Origin of the sequence: Hymenobacter sp. 5516J-16, assembly GCF_022919335.1 — a bacterium.
Lineage (GTDB): Bacteria > Bacteroidota > Bacteroidia > Cytophagales > Hymenobacteraceae > Hymenobacter > Hymenobacter sublimis.
Genome location: NZ_CP095058.1, coordinates 4,372,774 through 4,388,286, shown reverse-complemented (window position 1 = coordinate 4,388,286; position 15,513 = coordinate 4,372,774). Strand labels below are relative to the sequence as shown.

Genomic DNA, 15,513 nt, shown 5'->3' with positions numbered 1-15,513 from the left:
CCAAAATCGTCCTATAGCTTCCACAGGGGAAAATAGCATTAACTATTTTTTAATTTGTGCTTATCCATTATTAATTTTAATATTATCGATATGATTAATACTGTGCCAATTAACTGGGCGAACCTCAACTGCGTGATTTTTGATGTCGATGGCACGCTCTATACGCAGGGCAAGCTGCGCAAGCGCATGTTGAAGTCTTTGCTGCAATACTATGGCGTCCGGCCCTGGAAGCTGCCGGAGCTGCTAATGCTGCGCCGGTTTCGGGCCGAGCGGGAAAAGCAAACGGCCTACGCCGGCCCCGACCTAGAGGCCGATCAGTACGCCTGGGCGGCACGGGCCGGGGGCTACCCAGTCCAGCAGGTGCGGGCCGTGGTGGAGCGGTGGATGTTTCAGTACCCCAACCAATTTCTGCTGCCCTGCCGCTACCCCGGCGTGGCCGAGTTTTTTGCCGCGCTCCGGGCCCGTGGCATTACCATCGGCGTCTACTCCGATTATCCGGCCCAGGCGAAGCTGGCGGCCCTGGAGCTGGAGGCCGACATCGTTATCAGCTCTACTGACCCGGCCATCAACCGCCTCAAGCCCCACCCCCAAGGGCTGCTCCACATCTGCCAGCAGCTAGGCCTACCCCCGGAGCAGTGCCTGTTCATTGGTGACCGGCCCGAGCTGGACGGCGCCTGTGCCGAAGCGGCCGGCATGCCCTACCTCATAGTCGAGAAACAGCCTTTCCCAACCTTCACTTTTTACGAAATTCTAACGAATCAGCTTTCTACTACCTCACAGCCAACTCCCTATGAATCAGACGTCCATTCATCTTGATATGCAGAATCCGGAGGAGCCGCTGGTGCTGCTCCCAGCCAAGCTCAAGGACTACGTAGCCATTGCGCGCCCCGATAACTGGGTCAAGAATGTGTTTATGGTGCCCGGAATGCTGTTCGCCATCATCGTGTATAACCGCACGAACATTGACGTACCCCTGGTACTCAACATGTTGCTGGGGATTGTGAGCACCTGCCTGGTGGCCTCGGCCAACTACGTCATCAACGAATACCTGGACGCCGAATTCGACAAGTTTCACCCCCTGAAAAAGAAACGCACTTCCGTGGTGCGGGTCGTGAATCCGGTGCTGGTGTACTCCGAGTGGTTTGGCTTGGCGGCCGTGGGGCTGACCATTGCCTACACCATTAGCGTGCAGTTTTTGTGCGTATCGGCTTTTCTGCTGTTTATGGGCGTGATGTACAATGTACGGCCCTTCCGCACCAAGGAGCGCCCTTACATTGACGTGCTGTCGGAATCCGTGAACAACCCCATTCGGTTTGCCCTGGGCTGGTTTACGGTAGCGCCCGCCCTGGGCTTTGCCAATCTGGATGCCGTGCAGCTGTTCAACAGCTTCCCGCCCACCAGCATCATCATTGCTTACTGGATGGGCGGCGCTTTCCTGATGGCGACCAAGCGCTTCGCCGAATACCGCCTCATCGGCGACCCGGCGCTGGCCGGCCTGTACCGCCGCTCGTTTAAGTTCTATACCGAGCACAGCCTGCTGATTTCCATGTTCTTCTACGCCCTGACCTCGGCGTTTTTCCTGGGCATTTTCCTGATCAAGAACCGGGTAGAGCTGCTCATCAGCTTTCCGTTTTTCGCGCTGCTGTTCTCCTGGTACCTGCGCATTGGTTTGCTGAAAGACTCGCCGGTGCAGGGCTCCGAAAAGCTCTACACCCGCAAGTGGTTCATGCTCTACGTGGTGCTGTTCTGCCTGCTGCTCACGGGCCTCATGTTTGTGGATGTGCCCGGCTTGCACGGCCTGCTCGAAGACCACTTTAAGCTGAACGGCTAAGTGCCGCTTGTCCTTTTCTCGGAACTCTACTTTTCGCTATGCTGGCCCCCTTTAAGTCGACTACCGCCGCGCTGCCCGCGTGGCGCGCCGAGCCGGCCGCTACGCTGCGTCCGCGCGCTGGCACCCGGCCTGATGTTACCTGGTTGCTCTACGGCCTGCTACTGTTGGGGTAGGCATCCGCCTGTTTCACTTCCTGAACAACCGCTCCTTCTTCATCGACGAGCTGTACCTGAACGTGAACACCATTAATATGGGGTTCTGGGAGCTGGCCACCCAGCCGTTTCAGTATGAGCAGAAGGCTCCTATTGGCTACCTCTGGGTTAGCCGGCTGAGCGTGCTGCTGTTTGGCAAGCGGGAAATGGCCTTGCGTCTGTTTCCGTTGCTCTGCGGGGTGGGCACGCTCGGGGTGTTTACGCTTATCGCGCGGCACTACCTCAAAACCTGGGGAGCAGTAGTAGCCGTGGGCATTCTGGCCCTGTCGCCAGCCTGCATTTACCACTCTGTGGAGGCCAAGCAGTACAGCACGGAGCTGTTCATGGCCACGTTGTGCCTCTGGCTTTACATCCGGTTTCACAAAAGCGCTTCGCTGCCCGCCCTGCTGACGTGGGGGTATTGGGGCCATCATCCTGTGGTTTTCGTTTTCGGCCATTTTTGTGCTGGCCAGTATTGCCATTGCCGTCAGTGGGCGCTGGGTGCTGACTACCCGCTGGCGCCAGTTTGCCCTCTACCTGATACCATTCTCGCTCTGGTTGGTGAGCTTTGGGGTGCAGTACGTGCTCATTATCAGCAAATACCCGCAGTCGAGCTGGCTGATTGATTTCTTCGCCAAGGTCTACGACGGCTTCATGCCCCTGCCTCCTACCTCCGTCAAAGATGTGGTGTGGTACGCCCAACGTCCCTACAACTTGCTGGTGCATCCGCTGGGCGTGCTCCTGACCCTGGATGGCGACTTGGCACCCTGGCAGGAAAGCAAATGGCGCTACTTGTTTAAAATGGGCTGGCTGCCGGCGGGCCTGCTGCTGGGCGGCATGGTGGTGCTGTTCAAGCGCAACCGCACCTTGTTTTTCTGCTTGTTCCTACCCCTGGTATTTGCCATGCTGGCTTCCGGGGTAAAGATGTATCCCTTCTACGCCCGGTTCGTGCTGTTTCTGGCCCCGGCCTTGGTGCTTTTCATTGGGCTTGGAGTAGATAGCTTGCAGGAGCTGCTGGCCCGGCGCCGAGCCCTGTTTTATATGGTGGTGGCCCTGCTGTTTCTGCCGCTCTGCATCAACACGGGCCGGCAGCTGGCCAACCCCGATATGTTCATGAACTACGAGGACAACCGCGGCCCCCTGCTCTACATCAATGCCCACTACCAGCCCGGCGACGTGGTGTACGTATTCTGGAACATGAGCCACGCCTACGAGTACTACAAAGAGGCCTATCAACTCCCCTTTACTGCCGTGCAGGGCCATAATCTGAAAAATGATGTTGGGAGCTCGGCTGAATTCATGCAGAAAATGCGGGCCGATATTCCAGACCTCAAGGGCAAAAAGCGGCTCTGGTTTGTGTTCGATTACCTGAACCGCAACGCCATTGGCGAGTACGTGGGCCAGCCTGCCTGGTACCACACCCAGTATTTCTACGCTACCACCGAAATGCAGAACCTGTTCAACCAGTTCGGCCTCAAAGTGGATGAGCTGCACAGCAAACCCTACAACAAGTACCCGCACACCGTAGTACTCTACGAGCTGAACCAACAGCAGTAATTCGCAGTTGGCCACTGGGCTATGTTACTACCCATGAAACGCCTCCAAACCACTTGCCACGAGCTGTATGTACCAACCTACAGTCACATGAAATAACCTATTTAGCAAGTGCTGATGAGGCAGAAGTAGCTTTTCTGTATCATCATAAGCAGAATGACTACTGGCACTACGTGTAAACAACAAGAGCCACCCAAAAGGGTGGCTCTTGTTGTTTTATGAAAGCACTATTGGTGGCAGCAGACGGAAATCGTCCGTGTCTTTTTTCAAGCGTTCTAAACACTTCCGGAGAGCAGGGACTAGCCTCTTTATAGACTTACACCTTATGCGAAGTACTGATTCTTCCCAATTAGCATTCTTTATCAAGTACACCTGAAAGAATCCGATCGTGCTAAAGCTCTTACCATACCAACCGACATCAATTGCATAATTGAGGGTATCATCACCGTAGCTTACCTGAAACATATCCTCCCGCAGAATATCCACCTGCTTCTTCAGTGGCTTATAGTATTCCAGGTGGATATTAGAAGGAAAATACGGCCGACCCGGCCCAAAATCAATAAAATCATCAACAAATTTTTTCATAGAAAAAGCGGCAGAACATAGGCTCTGCCGCTACTTTACTAGGTATCCTTATTTACTTCTGCTACCCTTTCGGGCTGAGCACCACGTAGGGGATGATGCATTCCTCTAGCGAGATGCCGCCGTGCTGGAATGTGTCCTTGTAGTAGTTCACGTAGTAATTGTAGTTGTTGGGGTAGGCGAAGAAGTAGTCGCCGACGGTGAAGACGTAGGCGGTGCTCACATTTTCGCGGGGCAGGAAGATGTGCTCCGGCTTGCGTACGGTGTACACGTCGCGGGAGTCATCGAAGCCCAGGTTTTTGCCGTGCTTGTAGCGCAGGTTGGTGTTCGTGTTCCGGTCGCCCACAATTTTGTAGGGTCGCTTCACCCGGATGGTACCGTGGTCGGTGGTGATGATGAGCTTGCCCTTGCGCTCGGAAATCTGCTGGAGCATCTCGTAGAGCGGCGAGTGCAGGAACCACGAGCGGGTAATGCTCCGGTAGGCCGATTCGTCGGCGGCCAGCTCCCGGATCATAGCCATGTCGGTGCGGGCGTGGCTGAGCATGTCCACGAAGTTGTAGACGATGACGTTGAGCTTGTAGTTGTTGTGCAGGTTGGCCATTTTGCCCAGCAAGTCTTTGCCAGCCTGCAGGTTGGTCACCTTGTTATAACTGTACTTGGCTTTCTGCCCGGCCTTCTGGAACATGATTTCCATGAACTCGGCCTCGTGCATGTTCTTGCCCTCGTCGTCGTCGTCCCACACCCACAGGTTGGGGTATTTCTTCTGGATGTCGCCGGGCATCATGCCCGAGAAAATGGCGTTGCGGGCGTAGGCCGTAGTAGTGGGCAGAATGCTATAGTAGGTTTCCTCGGAGTCCACCGTGAACAAGTCAGCAATGATGGGCTCGAGTACTTTCCACTGATCGTAGCGCAGGTTGTCGATGAGCACGAAATACACGGGCGTGTCGCCGGTATCCTTGAGCATCGGAAACACCCGCTCCTTGAACAACTGGTGCGACATGAGCGGGGCGTCCTTGTCGTCGCCGTTCACCCAGTCCTCGTAGTTCTCCGTGATAAAGCGGCCGAAGTAGGTGTTGGCTTCGTCCTTCTGCATGTTAAAGACGTCGGCCATGCTCTTACCCTCCGTCTCGTTGATTTCCAACTCCCAGTACACCAGCTTCTTGTACACCTCAGCCCACTCCGAGGGGCTGAGCCGGTCGGAGAGCTGCATGCCCAACTGGCGGAAGTCGCGCTGGTAACCGGAGTTAGTAGCTTCACTGATAAGGCGCTTGTTGTCCAGCACCTTTTTCACCGACAGCAGAATCTGGTTGGGGTTGACGGGCTTAATGAGGTAGTCGGCAATTTTGGCCCCGATGGCCGACTCCATAATGTGTTCTTCCTCGCTCTTGGTAATCATAACCACGGGCACGGTAGGGCGCACGGCTTTGATTTCGGTGAGGGTTTCCAGGCCCGTCAGGCCGGGCATGTTTTCATCCAGGAACACGATGTCATAGGTCTTCTCCTGAATTTCCTCGAGGGCGTCGGCCCCGGAGTTCACGCTGGTTACGTCGTAGCCTTTCTCCTTAAGAAAGAGAATGTGAGGTTTCAGGAGGTCGATTTCGTCATCGGCCCAGAGGATGCTGTATTGTTGCATAAGAGGGGTCTTGGGGTCTTGGGGTCTTGGGGGCTTAGTTTTGCCTACCCAAGTCATTTGGATGCTGCAATGCAGCAAAGCAACTAGCTTTACCGTGAATCCTGGCAATAAGATTCCGTCCTAGCTGACATAGATCTGGTTAGTAAAGGTCCATTTACTCGGTTTATATAGTTTATGTTCGATTTTCGCAAACTGCGGATTTGGCAGGAAGGTCAAGATCTAACCTTGCGTATTTATCAACTGACCCGCAGTTTTCCGAAAGAAGAACTTTTCGGTCTTACCAGCCAGTTGCGCCGATCGTCTGCGTCAGTTCCCCATAATATTGCAGAAGGCTGCGGTAGGCAGTCAGCACCAGATTTACTGCGTTTCCTAACCATTGCTATGGGCTCGGCCAGCGAGTTGGAGTCTCAGCTTCTGCTAGCGCAGGGCCTTGAATATATCTCAACGGAAACCGCTAGCCAGATATTGCCCGACGTAGAAAGGCTGCGTCGCATGCTTACAGCGTATTACCAAAAAGTAAAAGCTAACCTACCGGATAAGCATGACTGACGAGCGCAGGGATAAGGTCAGAAATTCCAAGACCCCAAGATCCTAAGCCCCCAAGACCCTATCAATGAACAAAAAGAAAATCTTCAACGACCCGGTGTATGGCTTTGTCACCATCCCTACGGAGTTGCTGTTTGACTTGATTGAGCACACCTATTTTCAGCGCCTGCGCCGGATTCAGCAGCTGGGCCTCACCAGCTTTGTGTACCCGGGGGCTTTGCACACGCGCTTTCACCACGCCCTAGGCGCCATGCACCTGATGACCCTGGCCCTGCGCACGCTCAAGGACAAAGGCGTGCAGATTTCGGCCAAGGAAGGCGAGGCCGCCATGGCCGCTATTCTGCTGCACGACGTGGGCCACGGCCCCCTCTCCCACGCCCTGGAGCGCAGCATCTTCCACGACGTGCACCACGAGGAGCTGAGCCTACACCTGATGCGCAAGCTCAACACCCAGTTCCACGGGGCTTTGGACCTGGCCATTCAGATTTTCGAAGGCACCTACTCGCGGCCATTCTTCCACCAACTGGTGAGCAGCCAGCTGGATATGGACCGCCTGGACTACCTCAACCGCGACTCCTTTTATACCGGCGTGCAGGAAGGCCGCCCCGGCGCCGACCGTCTCATCAAGATGCTGACCGTGGTAGACGAGCGGCTGGTGCTGGAGGAAAAAGCGGTGTACAGCATCGAGAACTTTCTGGTGAGCCGGCGGCTGATGTACTGGCAAGTATACCTGCACAAAACGGTAACGTCTGCCGAGCAGATGGTTATCCGCATTATGCAGCGGGCCCGCGACTTGGTGCAAGCCGGCGTAGAGGTGCCCGCCTCGCCCAACCTGCATTTCTTTCTCTCGCGCAGCGTCACGCAGCGGGAGTTTGAGCAGGACGATGAGATTCTGCGCCGCTTCACCCGCCTCGACGATACCGACGTGTGGGGCGCCGTGAAGCTCTGGGCCGACCACCCCGACAAAGTGCTGAACTACCTGGCCCAAAGCCTGCTCGACCGGCACCTGTTTAAAATCACGCTCCAGACGGAGGCTTTCGACGAGGACTTCCAGTTGGGCATCGTGGACCTGATTGCCGAGCACTTCCAGCTCTCGGCCCAGGATGCAACCCAGCTGATGATTGCCGGCCGCATCAGCAACAACGCCTACGACGCCGACGGCCAGGACCCCATTGATGTGCTGACCAAGCGCGGCCGGGTTGTGAACGTGGCGGAGGCTTCGGATTTGCCCAATATTCGCGCCATCAGTCAGCGGGTAGAGAAACACTACATCTGCTACCCCAAGGAAATTCTGTAGCGGCGGTCTGCTGCGTTGCCGGGCCGCTGGCCGCGCAGTGTCGTCGTTTCATCTTCGCCGCGCATGTTCGCTTTCCTTCGACGCTCCTTTACCGATTTGCCCCTGAGCTTGCTGGCGCTGTTTTTTCTGGCGCTGGGCGGGAGCCTGGGTTTGCTTTACAGTTGGGTTTCGCTGGCCGATTTGCAAGCCCTGCGCCAGGGTATTTACGGCCGCAACGAAATGCCCGAGTTTGTGCTCCAGGCGACGCCCGCCCGGCTTGCTCTATTACGCTGGAGCTTGCTGGGGGTAGCGGCGGCGGCCGCCGCACTGGTGGCGTATTTGCTACGAAGTGGGCGTTTTCAGCGCGAAATTCGGGAGCTGCGCCAGCAACTCCAGGAAGCCAGCCACAGCGTAGCCCAGGCTGTGCAGCAGACCTCCCGAACCGAAAAACTGCTGGCGGCTCTGCTGCTGCTTGGGGTGCTGGGCTTGCGGCTGTACTACTTCCGGGTGTATCCGCTCAGCACCGACGAGGTAGCTACCTACGATTACTTTGTGCGGGGCGGCCTAGTGGCAAGTACCAGCTTCTACCCCATTCCCAACAACCACATTCTATTTAGCCTGAGTTGCTGGGTAGGCAGCTGGTTTACTACGAATGATGTGCTGGTGCTGCGGCTGCCCACGTTGCTCATCAGCCTGGCAGGCACCGCGGCAGCCTACGCCCTCCTGATTCGCGTGACCAACTTCCGGACGGCTACGCTGGCGGTGGGGCTGTTTTGCCTTTCGCCCTTGTGCCTGTACTATGCCATGGCCGGGCGCGGCTACTTTCTGCTGATTGTACTGGCGCTAGGACAGTTTTTTGCCATGCTGGCCGTTCTGCACGCGCCCCGGTACGAGCAGTTGGGCTGGGGGCTGTTCATTATTACGGGAGTGCTGGGCTTGTACACCATTCCTACCTACGCCTACCCACTGGTTTCCTTAGGCTTTTGGATGGGAGTGGTGTTTCTGCGACGGGGCAACCTAGCTGGCTTGCGGCGGCTGGCGGCGGCCACGCTGCTGGTAGCCGCCGGGGCACTCGTGGCCTACGGGCCGGTTATCGGCGTTACGGGTCTGCGGGCCCTGGCAGCCAACCAATACATTGCGCCCCAGTACTTAGCCGAGTTCTGGCAGTCCTACGGTCTTTACCTCTACCAGCCTGCCCGGGAGCTGTTTGGGCACGAGCAGCTGAGCGTGCCCGGCTTCGTGGTGATGCTGGCGGCCGTTCTGCTGGTGCTGCCCGTTCTGCCGCACCGCTGGCGGCGGGTAGCCTTGCCGGCGGCGGTGCTGGTGCTGCTGCCCTTCGTGTTTATGCCTGTTCAGCGAGTGTATAGCCCGGCGCGGGTACTGCTCTACGGCACGTTTTTCTTTTTTCTGGGGGTAGCAGCCTTCGGTGAGTGGGTGCTGCAGCGGCTGCGCGTGTCCCGGCCGCTGGCGCTGGTGGGCCTTGGGGACTACTCAGCCTCTACGGCCTCTACCAGGCAGCCCACTTTCGCTACAGCGTGTGGGGGGCACAAACCCAGGACCAGCAGTTGCGGCAAGCCTACGCCTGGCTCCGGCCCCGGCAGGCGCGCCGCGTGTACTTCGATGCCCCGTTTCACAAGCTTTACTTTCATCACTACGCCCTTACCACGGGCTACCCCTGTGGCTGTTTGAAGCCGCCTCGGCCCAGGGCACCCGCTACGACTACGTAGTATTATTCCGCGGCCAAACCACGCTGCCGGCTTGGCTTACCGCCGCTTACCGCCCCGTGTATTCCGATGCGGGAGCTACTATCTATCAGGCGCTAGTACCGCCTGCCAACCATTCCGTGCCGGCTCCCGTAGCGGCACCTCGCGCCGGGAAATAGATATTTCTCTACTTTTGCCCGATGGAATTCACCGTAGGCCAGATAGCAGAAGTACTGCGCGGAGCAGTTGAAGGAGACGCCGCCCAGCAAATCAACCGCTTGGCAAAAATCGAAGAAGCCCAGGCGGGGGCTCTCTCCTTTCTGGCCAACCCCAAGTACGAGCCCTACCTCTACACCACGGCTGCCTCGGCCGTCATCGTGAGCCGCACGCTGGAGCTGCGCCAGCCCACCACGGCGGCCCTAATTCGGGTCGATGACCCCTACACCAGCTTCACAACCCTGCTGGAGTTTTACCAACAAGCTACTCGCACGGGTAAGCGCGGCGTGGAGGAGCCCGCCTACCTGGCTGCCAGCTCCACCATCGGCGAAAACCACTACCGCGGGGCCTTCTCCTACATCGGGGAAAACTGCGAAATTGGCCGCGACGTGGTGATTTTTCCCCATGTGTTCATTGGCGACCGGTGCAAAATCGGGGACGGCACTATTCTCTATGCCGGGGCAAAAATCTACGCCGAAACCGTTATTGGGGCCCGCTGCACGGTGCACGCCGGGGCCGTTATCGGCTCCGATGGGTTCGGCTTTGCGCCCCAGCCCGACGGCTCCTACCGCACCATTCCGCAAATTGGCAACGTGGTGCTGGAAGACAACGTGAGCGTGGGCGCCAACGCCACCATCGACTGCGCCACCATGGGCTCGACCATCATCCGGGAGGGCGCCAAAATTGACAACCTGGTGCAAATTGCCCACAACGTGGAAATCGGGCGCCACACGGTGGTAGCGGCCCAAACGGGTATTTCGGGCTCCACCAAAATCGGTGACTTCTGCGTGCTGGCTGGGCAGGCGGGCATTGCCGGCCACCTGAGCCTGGCCAACCGCACCACCGTTACGGCCCAGTCGGGGGTAGGCAAATCCATCAAGGAAGAAGGTATTCTCCTGCAGGGCTCCCCCGCCTTCAACCTGCGCGACAGTCTGCGCGCCAACGCCGTGTTCCGTCACCTACCCGATCTGGAGCGCCGGCTCACCCAGCTGGAACGCCGCCGTACCGAACCGGAAAAGCCCTAGCTTTACACCGTGGAAGCTGTTGGCTGATGGCGGTTAGCTGTTAGTTCTTGGGGCTTCCTTTACTTAATGTCTCTGACCGGCCACCGGTTCTGAACGTCAGCTAACAGCTAGGAGCTATTAGCTAACAGCCAAAGAATGAACGACAAGCAACATACCATTAAGGCCCCCGTCACCGTGAGTGGCATTGGCCTTCATACCGGCGTGCAGGCCACCATGACGTTCTGCCCCGCCCCATCAACCACGGCTACAAGTTTCAGCGCATTGATTTGCCCGGCCAGCCCATTGTGGATGCCGACGTGGACAACGTAGTAGACCTTTCCCGCGGCACCACCATTGAGCAGAACGGGGCCCGCGTGAATACCGTGGAGCACACCCTGGCCGCCCTGGTAGGCTTGCAGATCGACAACGTGCTGATTCAGCTGGATGGGCCCGAGCCGCCCATTATGGATGGTTCCAGCTTCGAGTTTATCAAGCCCCTGCAGGAAATTGGCCTGGAAGAGCAGAACGCCCTGCGCAACTACTTCGAGATTCCCGACGAAATCCGCTACGTGGATAATGCCCGGGCCGTAGAGCTGGCCGCCCTGCCCCTGAACTCCTACCGCCTCACGGTGATGGTAGACTACAACTCGCCGGTGCTCGGGTCCCAGCACGCCTCTTTGACCCACATCGACCAGTTTACGACGGAAATTGCCTCCTCGCGCACTTTCTGCTTTCTGCACGAGTTGGAGGCCCTCTACAAGTCCAACCTCATCAAGGGCGGTGACCTGAGCAACGCCATTGTGGTAGTGGACCGCGTGGTGAGCGACGAGGAACTCGACGACTTGGCTACCATGCTGGGCAAGCCCAAGGTGGCCGTGAAAAAGGAAGGCATCCTGAACAACGTGGACCTGCGCTACAAAAACGAGCCCGCCCGCCACAAACTCCTCGACCTGGTAGGCGACCTAGCCCTGGTAGGCCGGCCGCTCAAGGGCCAGATCCTGGCAGCCCGCCCCGGGCACGCGGCCAACGTGGCCTTCGCCAAGCGCATCAAGAAAAAGATGATGGAGGCCCACACCAGCGCCGTGCCCACGTACGACCCCGCGCGCGAGCCGGTGATGGACATCAACAAGATTGCCGCTACCCTGCCTCACCGCTACCCCTTCCTGCTCATCGACAAGATCATTCACCTGGACGCCAACACGGTAACCGGCGTGAAGAACGTGACGATGAACGAGCCCTTCTTCCCCGGTCACTTCCCCGGTAACCCCGTGATGCCCGGCGTGCTGCAAATTGAGGCCATGGCCCAGACCGGCGGCATTCTGGTGCTCAACACGGTGCCCGACCCGGAGAACTACTGGACGTACTTCCTGGGCATCGAAAACTGCCGCTTCCGCCGCATGGTGAAGCCCGGCGATACCATCATTTTCAAGTGCGACCTGACGGCCCCCATTAAGCGCGGCATTGCCAAAATGAGCGGCAAGGCCTACGTGAACGGGAAAGTGGTGATGGAAGCGGAAATGTCGGCCAGCATTGTGAAAAAGAATTAAGGTTGAAGAATTAAACATGGCCCTGACCGTTCAGGAACTGCCATTCTCTTCGCTCTTACCTTCTTAATTCTCAATTTTTAATTGAACAGAATGAACCAGCCGCTCGCCTATATCCACCCCGAAGCCAAAATCGCCCAGAACGTGGTAGTGGAACCCTTCACGACCATTGACCAGGACGTGGAAATCGGGGAAGGCACCTGGATTGGACCCAACGTCACGATTATGGCCGGGGCCCGCATCGGCAAAAATTGTAAGATTTTTCCGGGCGCCGTTATTGCCGCCCAGCCCCAGGACCTGAAGTTTGCCGGCGAGAAAACGACCGTGTACATCGGCGACAATACAGTTATCCGGGAGTGCGTGACGGTGAACCGCGGCACCGTGGACAAGCTCAAGACCGTGGTGGGCGCTAACTGCCTGCTCATGGCCTACGTGCACGTAGCCCACGACTGCGTAATTGGCAACAACTGCATTCTGGCCAACACGGTGCAGGTAGCGGGCCACGTCGAAATCGGTGATTTTGCTATTGTGGGGGGCTCCTCGGCCATTCACCAGTTTGTGCACATCGGCCAGCACGCCATGATTTCGGGGGCTCTCTGATCCGGAAGGACGTGCCCCCTTTCGTGAAGGCCGGCCGCGAGCCGCTTACCTACGTGGGCATTAACAGCATTGGGCTGCGCCGTCGGGGCTTTTCCGATCAGAAAATTGCCGAAATTCAGCAGCTCTACCGCCTCCTTTTTCTTAGTGGCCTCAACAACGCCGCCGCCCTCGACCAGATTGAGCTAGAATTGGCTCCTTCCCCGGAGCGCGACGAGGTAGTTAACTTCATCCGCAACTCGGGCCGGGGCGTCATTAAAGGCTACTCCCGCAACGGTAACGGCGGCATCGAATAAGATTAGAAGTGAGACCTGAAGAGCTTAGAGCTTAGAGGACGTTCTGATACTGCTTGCGTCAGAACGTTCCCTAAGTTCTAAGCTCTTCTTTCTAAGCTCTATACCATGCAGATTACCGCCACCGGGCTGGGCAAGCGCTTTGCCCGGGAATGGATTTTCCGGGACCTGACGCACACTTTCCGCTCCGGTACGGCCACGGCTATTCTGGGGCCCAATGGGGCGGGCAAGAGCACCCTGCTCAATACCCTGTCGGGGCAGATTTTACCTACCTCCGGGACGCTGGCCTACGAGCACGCGGGCCGGGCCATTGCCGTAGAAGAGGTGCCGCCCCAACTGGCCTACGCCGCCCCTACCTGGAGCTGATTGAGGAGCTGACCCTGACGGAGCAGATTCAGTTTCATACCCGCTTCAAGCCCCTACGCCCCGGCCTGACTACCGAGCAGCTCATCACGCTGATGTACTTGGAAAAATCGCGCCATAAGCTGGTGCGGGACTTTTCCTCGGGCATGAAGCAGCGCCTCAAGCTGGCGCTGGCCCTGTATGCGGCTACCCCATTGCTCTTGCTTGATGAACCGACCACCAACCTGGACCGCACCGGCGTAGAGTGGTACCTGGAGCACGTGCGGGCAACGCTAACAGGCCGCACGGTACTGGTTTCCAGCAATGTACCAGAGGAGTACGACTTCTGCCAGGAGCAGTTGCTGATAACTGATTTTGGGGCCAAAGCTGCGCGCTAACGGCTTTTTCTCAATATCTGCGTAGTGGAAGGAACTACGGCAGCCTTCGGATGGTACCTACCTCGGCGGCTGCTTGGGAGAAAACTCGCGGTGGCAAACAGGAAGCGACTTGCCTCTTTTTGACGCTTACCCTGGCCTCTACCGCAACCTTCCCTACTCCTGCTCCCGTATCTTCGCAGCTGAAACGTAGCCGCGCCATTTCACTTGATTTTTCACCCTTACCGCCCCTAGCAAGGCCATGAGACAACACGACGACCTCGACGACGACCTCTTCGATGATGACGAGCTAGATGACTTCGCCACCACTGGCGGCAGCAAAACTCGCGGCAACCCCGAAGATCAGCTTTCGGCCAAGTACGCCGACTACCTGATGTGGCGCGATACGGGCTCCTCCCACGATGAGGCCCTGGACCTGGCCAGCATGACGGAAGACGAGTACGCCACGGCTGAAGCCACCGAAGACCCCGACGGTAGCACCAGCTTCAGCTCCCTGGACGACTTGGATGACGACGACTTCTCCGACGACGAAAACGACGAGTACGGCAGCAGCGGCAGCTCCCGCAACAGCCGCCGCAACTCCGACTACGACGACTATTAATGCGCCGAGGCCAGATGTTGTGATGTGCTCCTGCGCTGACGTCCTACATGACAGGTAGCCATCCGCTTCTTTCCAAGCAAAAGGCCCGCTTTCCTTCTCGGAAAGCGGGCCTTTCAATTTTCAAACTTATTCAGCAGCACATCAACTCATCAACAATCAGTACACCATCCTACTAGCCCTGCTTGCTGCCAAACACCCGACGAAGCAGCTCCGTGCCGCGCGCTACGGGGTTCTCGCGGATGTTGGCTTCTTCCTGAGCAATGAGGGTGAACAGGCCATCAATGGCTTTACCGGTAGCATACTGGTTCAGGTCGGTTTGCACCGGAGTAACCAGCGGAATCCGGTTGTAGCGCGTGGTCAGGTCGGTATAGTAGCGGGTGGCCCCTACCTGGTCGAGGCTTTTCTGCACGATGGGTTTGAAAGCTACCGTGAGCTGCTCGGTGGTCGTGCGCTTGAGGTAATTGGTGGCGGCATTCTTTTCCCCGGTCAAAATACCCCAAACATCCTTGAAGGTCAGACTCTTGATGGCCGTCAGGAAGATGGGCTTGGCACTTTTGGCGGCGTCTTCCGCGCCTCGGTTCAACGTCAGCTCGAACTTATCGACCTGGCTACCGAGGCCGATGGAGCGGAGCGTGTTAGCTACGCGCTGGGCATCGGGCGGAAAAGGAATTCGAATGAGCTTGTTGAGGTAGAAGCCATCCTGCTTGGAAGCTTGATCGGCTCCTTTGCTGATACCCTGGGTCAGGGCCTCCTTCAGGCCCCGGGCAGCCTCATCCTGGCTGATGTTGCCCGTGCTACCCGTCCGGGTAGAGGTAGTAGTGGAAGGGGCCGGAATGGTCGTTTTGAGAATATCACCCAATTTGGGCAGCCGCAGCTGGGCCGAGGCAGTAGTATGCAGGCCCAGCAGGACCACGGGCAGAACAAAAAAACGGCGGAAGTTCATAGCGGTAAAAGAGCAGTACAGAAGCTAAGCGGTGCAAGGCAGAAACCGGACCAGTTTACAGGAAACCGTGAGTTGGTGAATGCATGAAGCCAGGCGATAGTAAGTGATATAAAGCCCCGGCACCTATACAAAAGCCCGTCAACCTTCGCTGTGCTCAGGACGACGGGCTTTTCACTCACTATCCCATTATTCCATTAGGCTTGGTAGGCAGCCAGAGCGTTTGATTTAAAATAGAACGTCATGCAGAGGCTGAACACCTCGC

The 15,513-nt window shown here is 57.4% G+C and carries 14 protein-coding genes and 2 pseudogenes; 13 read left to right on the top strand and 3 right to left on the bottom strand.

Annotated elements, in window-relative coordinates; genetic code table 11:
• The first annotated feature begins 90 nt into the window (after positions 1 to 90).
• From MUN84_RS21705 to MUN84_RS21695, 4 genes are all read left to right on the top strand, one after another.
• Positions 91 to 816: an HAD family hydrolase gene (locus MUN84_RS21705; protein WP_244695970.1), complete on the top strand. Its 726-nt coding sequence runs from the start codon at positions 91 to 93 to the stop codon at positions 814 to 816.
• Positions 791 to 1,831, top strand: coding sequence for a UbiA family prenyltransferase (locus MUN84_RS21700; protein ID WP_244695969.1), 1,041 nt, complete (start codon positions 791 to 793; stop codon positions 1,829 to 1,831). The genes MUN84_RS21705 and MUN84_RS21700 overlap by 26 nt, the downstream gene beginning before the upstream one ends.
• A gap of 38 nt (positions 1,832 to 1,869) precedes the next feature.
• Positions 1,870 to 2,004: a hypothetical protein gene (locus MUN84_RS23320; protein ID WP_262920598.1), complete on the top strand. Its 135-nt coding sequence runs from the start codon at positions 1,870 to 1,872 to the stop codon at positions 2,002 to 2,004.
• Positions 2,005 to 2,066: 62 nt separating this feature from the next.
• On the top strand, positions 2,067 to 2,648 hold the full coding sequence (locus MUN84_RS21695) for an ArnT family glycosyltransferase (RefSeq protein ID WP_244695968.1): 582 nt from the start codon (positions 2,067 to 2,069) through the stop codon (positions 2,646 to 2,648).
• A 1,144-nt stretch (positions 2,649 to 3,792) separates the two neighbouring features.
• On the opposite strand, the gene MUN84_RS21690 is transcribed toward MUN84_RS21695, so the two are convergent.
• Positions 3,793 to 4,161: a hypothetical protein gene (locus tag MUN84_RS21690; protein ID WP_244695967.1), complete on the bottom strand. Its 369-nt coding sequence runs from the start codon at positions 4,159 to 4,161 to the stop codon at positions 3,793 to 3,795.
• A 61-nt stretch (positions 4,162 to 4,222) separates the two neighbouring features.
• Entirely contained in the window at positions 4,223 to 5,791 is a 1,569-nt protein-coding gene (locus MUN84_RS21685) for a PglZ domain-containing protein (protein WP_244695966.1), read from the bottom strand.
• A gap of 174 nt (positions 5,792 to 5,965) precedes the next feature.
• Between MUN84_RS21685 and MUN84_RS21680 the strand changes: the two genes are divergently transcribed.
• The 9 genes and pseudogenes from MUN84_RS21680 (at position 5,966) to MUN84_RS21645 (ending at position 14,308) form a co-directional block, all read left to right on the top strand.
• On the top strand, positions 5,966 to 6,340 hold the full coding sequence (locus tag MUN84_RS21680) for a four helix bundle protein (protein WP_244695965.1): 375 nt from the start codon (positions 5,966 to 5,968) through the stop codon (positions 6,338 to 6,340).
• Positions 6,341 to 6,404: 64 nt separating this feature from the next.
• On the top strand, positions 6,405 to 7,634 hold the full coding sequence (locus MUN84_RS21675) for an HD domain-containing protein (RefSeq protein ID WP_244695964.1): 1,230 nt from the start codon (positions 6,405 to 6,407) through the stop codon (positions 7,632 to 7,634).
• 63 nt (positions 7,635 to 7,697) lie between these two features.
• On the top strand, positions 7,698 to 9,302 hold the full coding sequence (locus MUN84_RS21670) for a hypothetical protein (RefSeq protein WP_244695963.1): 1,605 nt from the start codon (positions 7,698 to 7,700) through the stop codon (positions 9,300 to 9,302).
• A gap of 214 nt (positions 9,303 to 9,516) precedes the next feature.
• Positions 9,517 to 10,557 (top strand): UDP-3-O-(3-hydroxymyristoyl)glucosamine N-acyltransferase, encoded by a 1,041-nt coding sequence (gene lpxD / locus MUN84_RS21665; RefSeq protein ID WP_244695962.1) that lies wholly within the window; start codon positions 9,517 to 9,519, stop codon positions 10,555 to 10,557.
• 135 nt (positions 10,558 to 10,692) lie between these two features.
• A pseudogene (locus MUN84_RS21660) lies at positions 10,693 to 12,083 on the top strand (bifunctional UDP-3-O-[3-hydroxymyristoyl] N-acetylglucosamine deacetylase/3-hydroxyacyl-ACP dehydratase).
• A gap of 90 nt (positions 12,084 to 12,173) precedes the next feature.
• A pseudogene (gene lpxA, locus MUN84_RS21655) lies at positions 12,174 to 12,973 on the top strand (acyl-ACP--UDP-N-acetylglucosamine O-acyltransferase).
• A 105-nt stretch (positions 12,974 to 13,078) separates the two neighbouring features.
• Positions 13,079 to 13,336 (top strand): ATP-binding cassette domain-containing protein, encoded by a 258-nt coding sequence (locus MUN84_RS23315; protein WP_262920597.1) that lies wholly within the window; start codon positions 13,079 to 13,081, stop codon positions 13,334 to 13,336.
• Between the two features lie 92 nt (positions 13,337 to 13,428).
• Positions 13,429 to 13,710, top strand: a complete 282-nt coding sequence (locus MUN84_RS24310; RefSeq protein WP_317239045.1) for an ATP-binding cassette domain-containing protein — start codon at positions 13,429 to 13,431, stop codon at positions 13,708 to 13,710.
• Between the two features lie 238 nt (positions 13,711 to 13,948).
• Positions 13,949 to 14,308 carry a hypothetical protein gene (locus tag MUN84_RS21645; RefSeq protein ID WP_244695961.1) on the top strand — a complete coding sequence of 120 codons (360 nt, stop codon included), beginning with the start codon at positions 13,949 to 13,951 and terminating at the stop codon, positions 14,306 to 14,308.
• Between the two features lie 172 nt (positions 14,309 to 14,480).
• Here MUN84_RS21645 and MUN84_RS21640 read toward each other — a convergent pair whose 3' ends face one another.
• The gene (locus tag MUN84_RS21640; protein ID WP_244695960.1) at positions 14,481 to 15,251 is read right to left on the bottom strand and encodes a DUF4197 domain-containing protein; all 771 of its coding nucleotides are present in this window, start codon (positions 15,249 to 15,251) and stop codon (positions 14,481 to 14,483) included.
• Positions 15,252 to 15,513: the final 262 nt, after the last annotated feature.

What these genes read in the sequence shown, in the direction of transcription:
- MUN84_RS21705 (WP_244695970.1), top strand. Translation starts at nt 91, where the DNA reads ATGATTAATACTGTGCCAATTAACTGGGCGAACCTCAACTGCGTGATT.
- MUN84_RS21700 (WP_244695969.1), top strand. Translation starts at nt 791, where the DNA reads ATGAATCAGACGTCCATTCATCTTGATATGCAGAATCCGGAGGAGCCG.
- MUN84_RS23320 (WP_262920598.1), top strand. Translation starts at nt 1,870, where the DNA reads ATGCTGGCCCCCTTTAAGTCGACTACCGCCGCGCTGCCCGCGTGGCGC.
- MUN84_RS21690 (WP_244695967.1), bottom strand. Translation starts at nt 4,161, where the DNA reads ATGAAAAAATTTGTTGATGATTTTATTGATTTTGGGCCGGGTCGGCCG.
- MUN84_RS21685 (WP_244695966.1), bottom strand. Translation starts at nt 5,791, where the DNA reads ATGCAACAATACAGCATCCTCTGGGCCGATGACGAAATCGACCTCCTG.
- MUN84_RS21680 (WP_244695965.1), top strand. Translation starts at nt 5,966, where the DNA reads ATGTTCGATTTTCGCAAACTGCGGATTTGGCAGGAAGGTCAAGATCTA.
- MUN84_RS21675 (WP_244695964.1), top strand. Translation starts at nt 6,405, where the DNA reads ATGAACAAAAAGAAAATCTTCAACGACCCGGTGTATGGCTTTGTCACC.
- MUN84_RS21670 (WP_244695963.1), top strand. Translation starts at nt 7,698, where the DNA reads ATGTTCGCTTTCCTTCGACGCTCCTTTACCGATTTGCCCCTGAGCTTG.
- lpxD (WP_244695962.1), top strand. Translation starts at nt 9,517, where the DNA reads ATGGAATTCACCGTAGGCCAGATAGCAGAAGTACTGCGCGGAGCAGTT.
- MUN84_RS23315 (WP_262920597.1), top strand. Translation starts at nt 13,079, where the DNA reads ATGCAGATTACCGCCACCGGGCTGGGCAAGCGCTTTGCCCGGGAATGG.
- MUN84_RS24310 (WP_317239045.1), top strand. Translation starts at nt 13,429, where the DNA reads ATGTACTTGGAAAAATCGCGCCATAAGCTGGTGCGGGACTTTTCCTCG.
- MUN84_RS21645 (WP_244695961.1), top strand. Translation starts at nt 13,949, where the DNA reads ATGAGACAACACGACGACCTCGACGACGACCTCTTCGATGATGACGAG.
- MUN84_RS21640 (WP_244695960.1), bottom strand. Translation starts at nt 15,251, where the DNA reads ATGAACTTCCGCCGTTTTTTTGTTCTGCCCGTGGTCCTGCTGGGCCTG.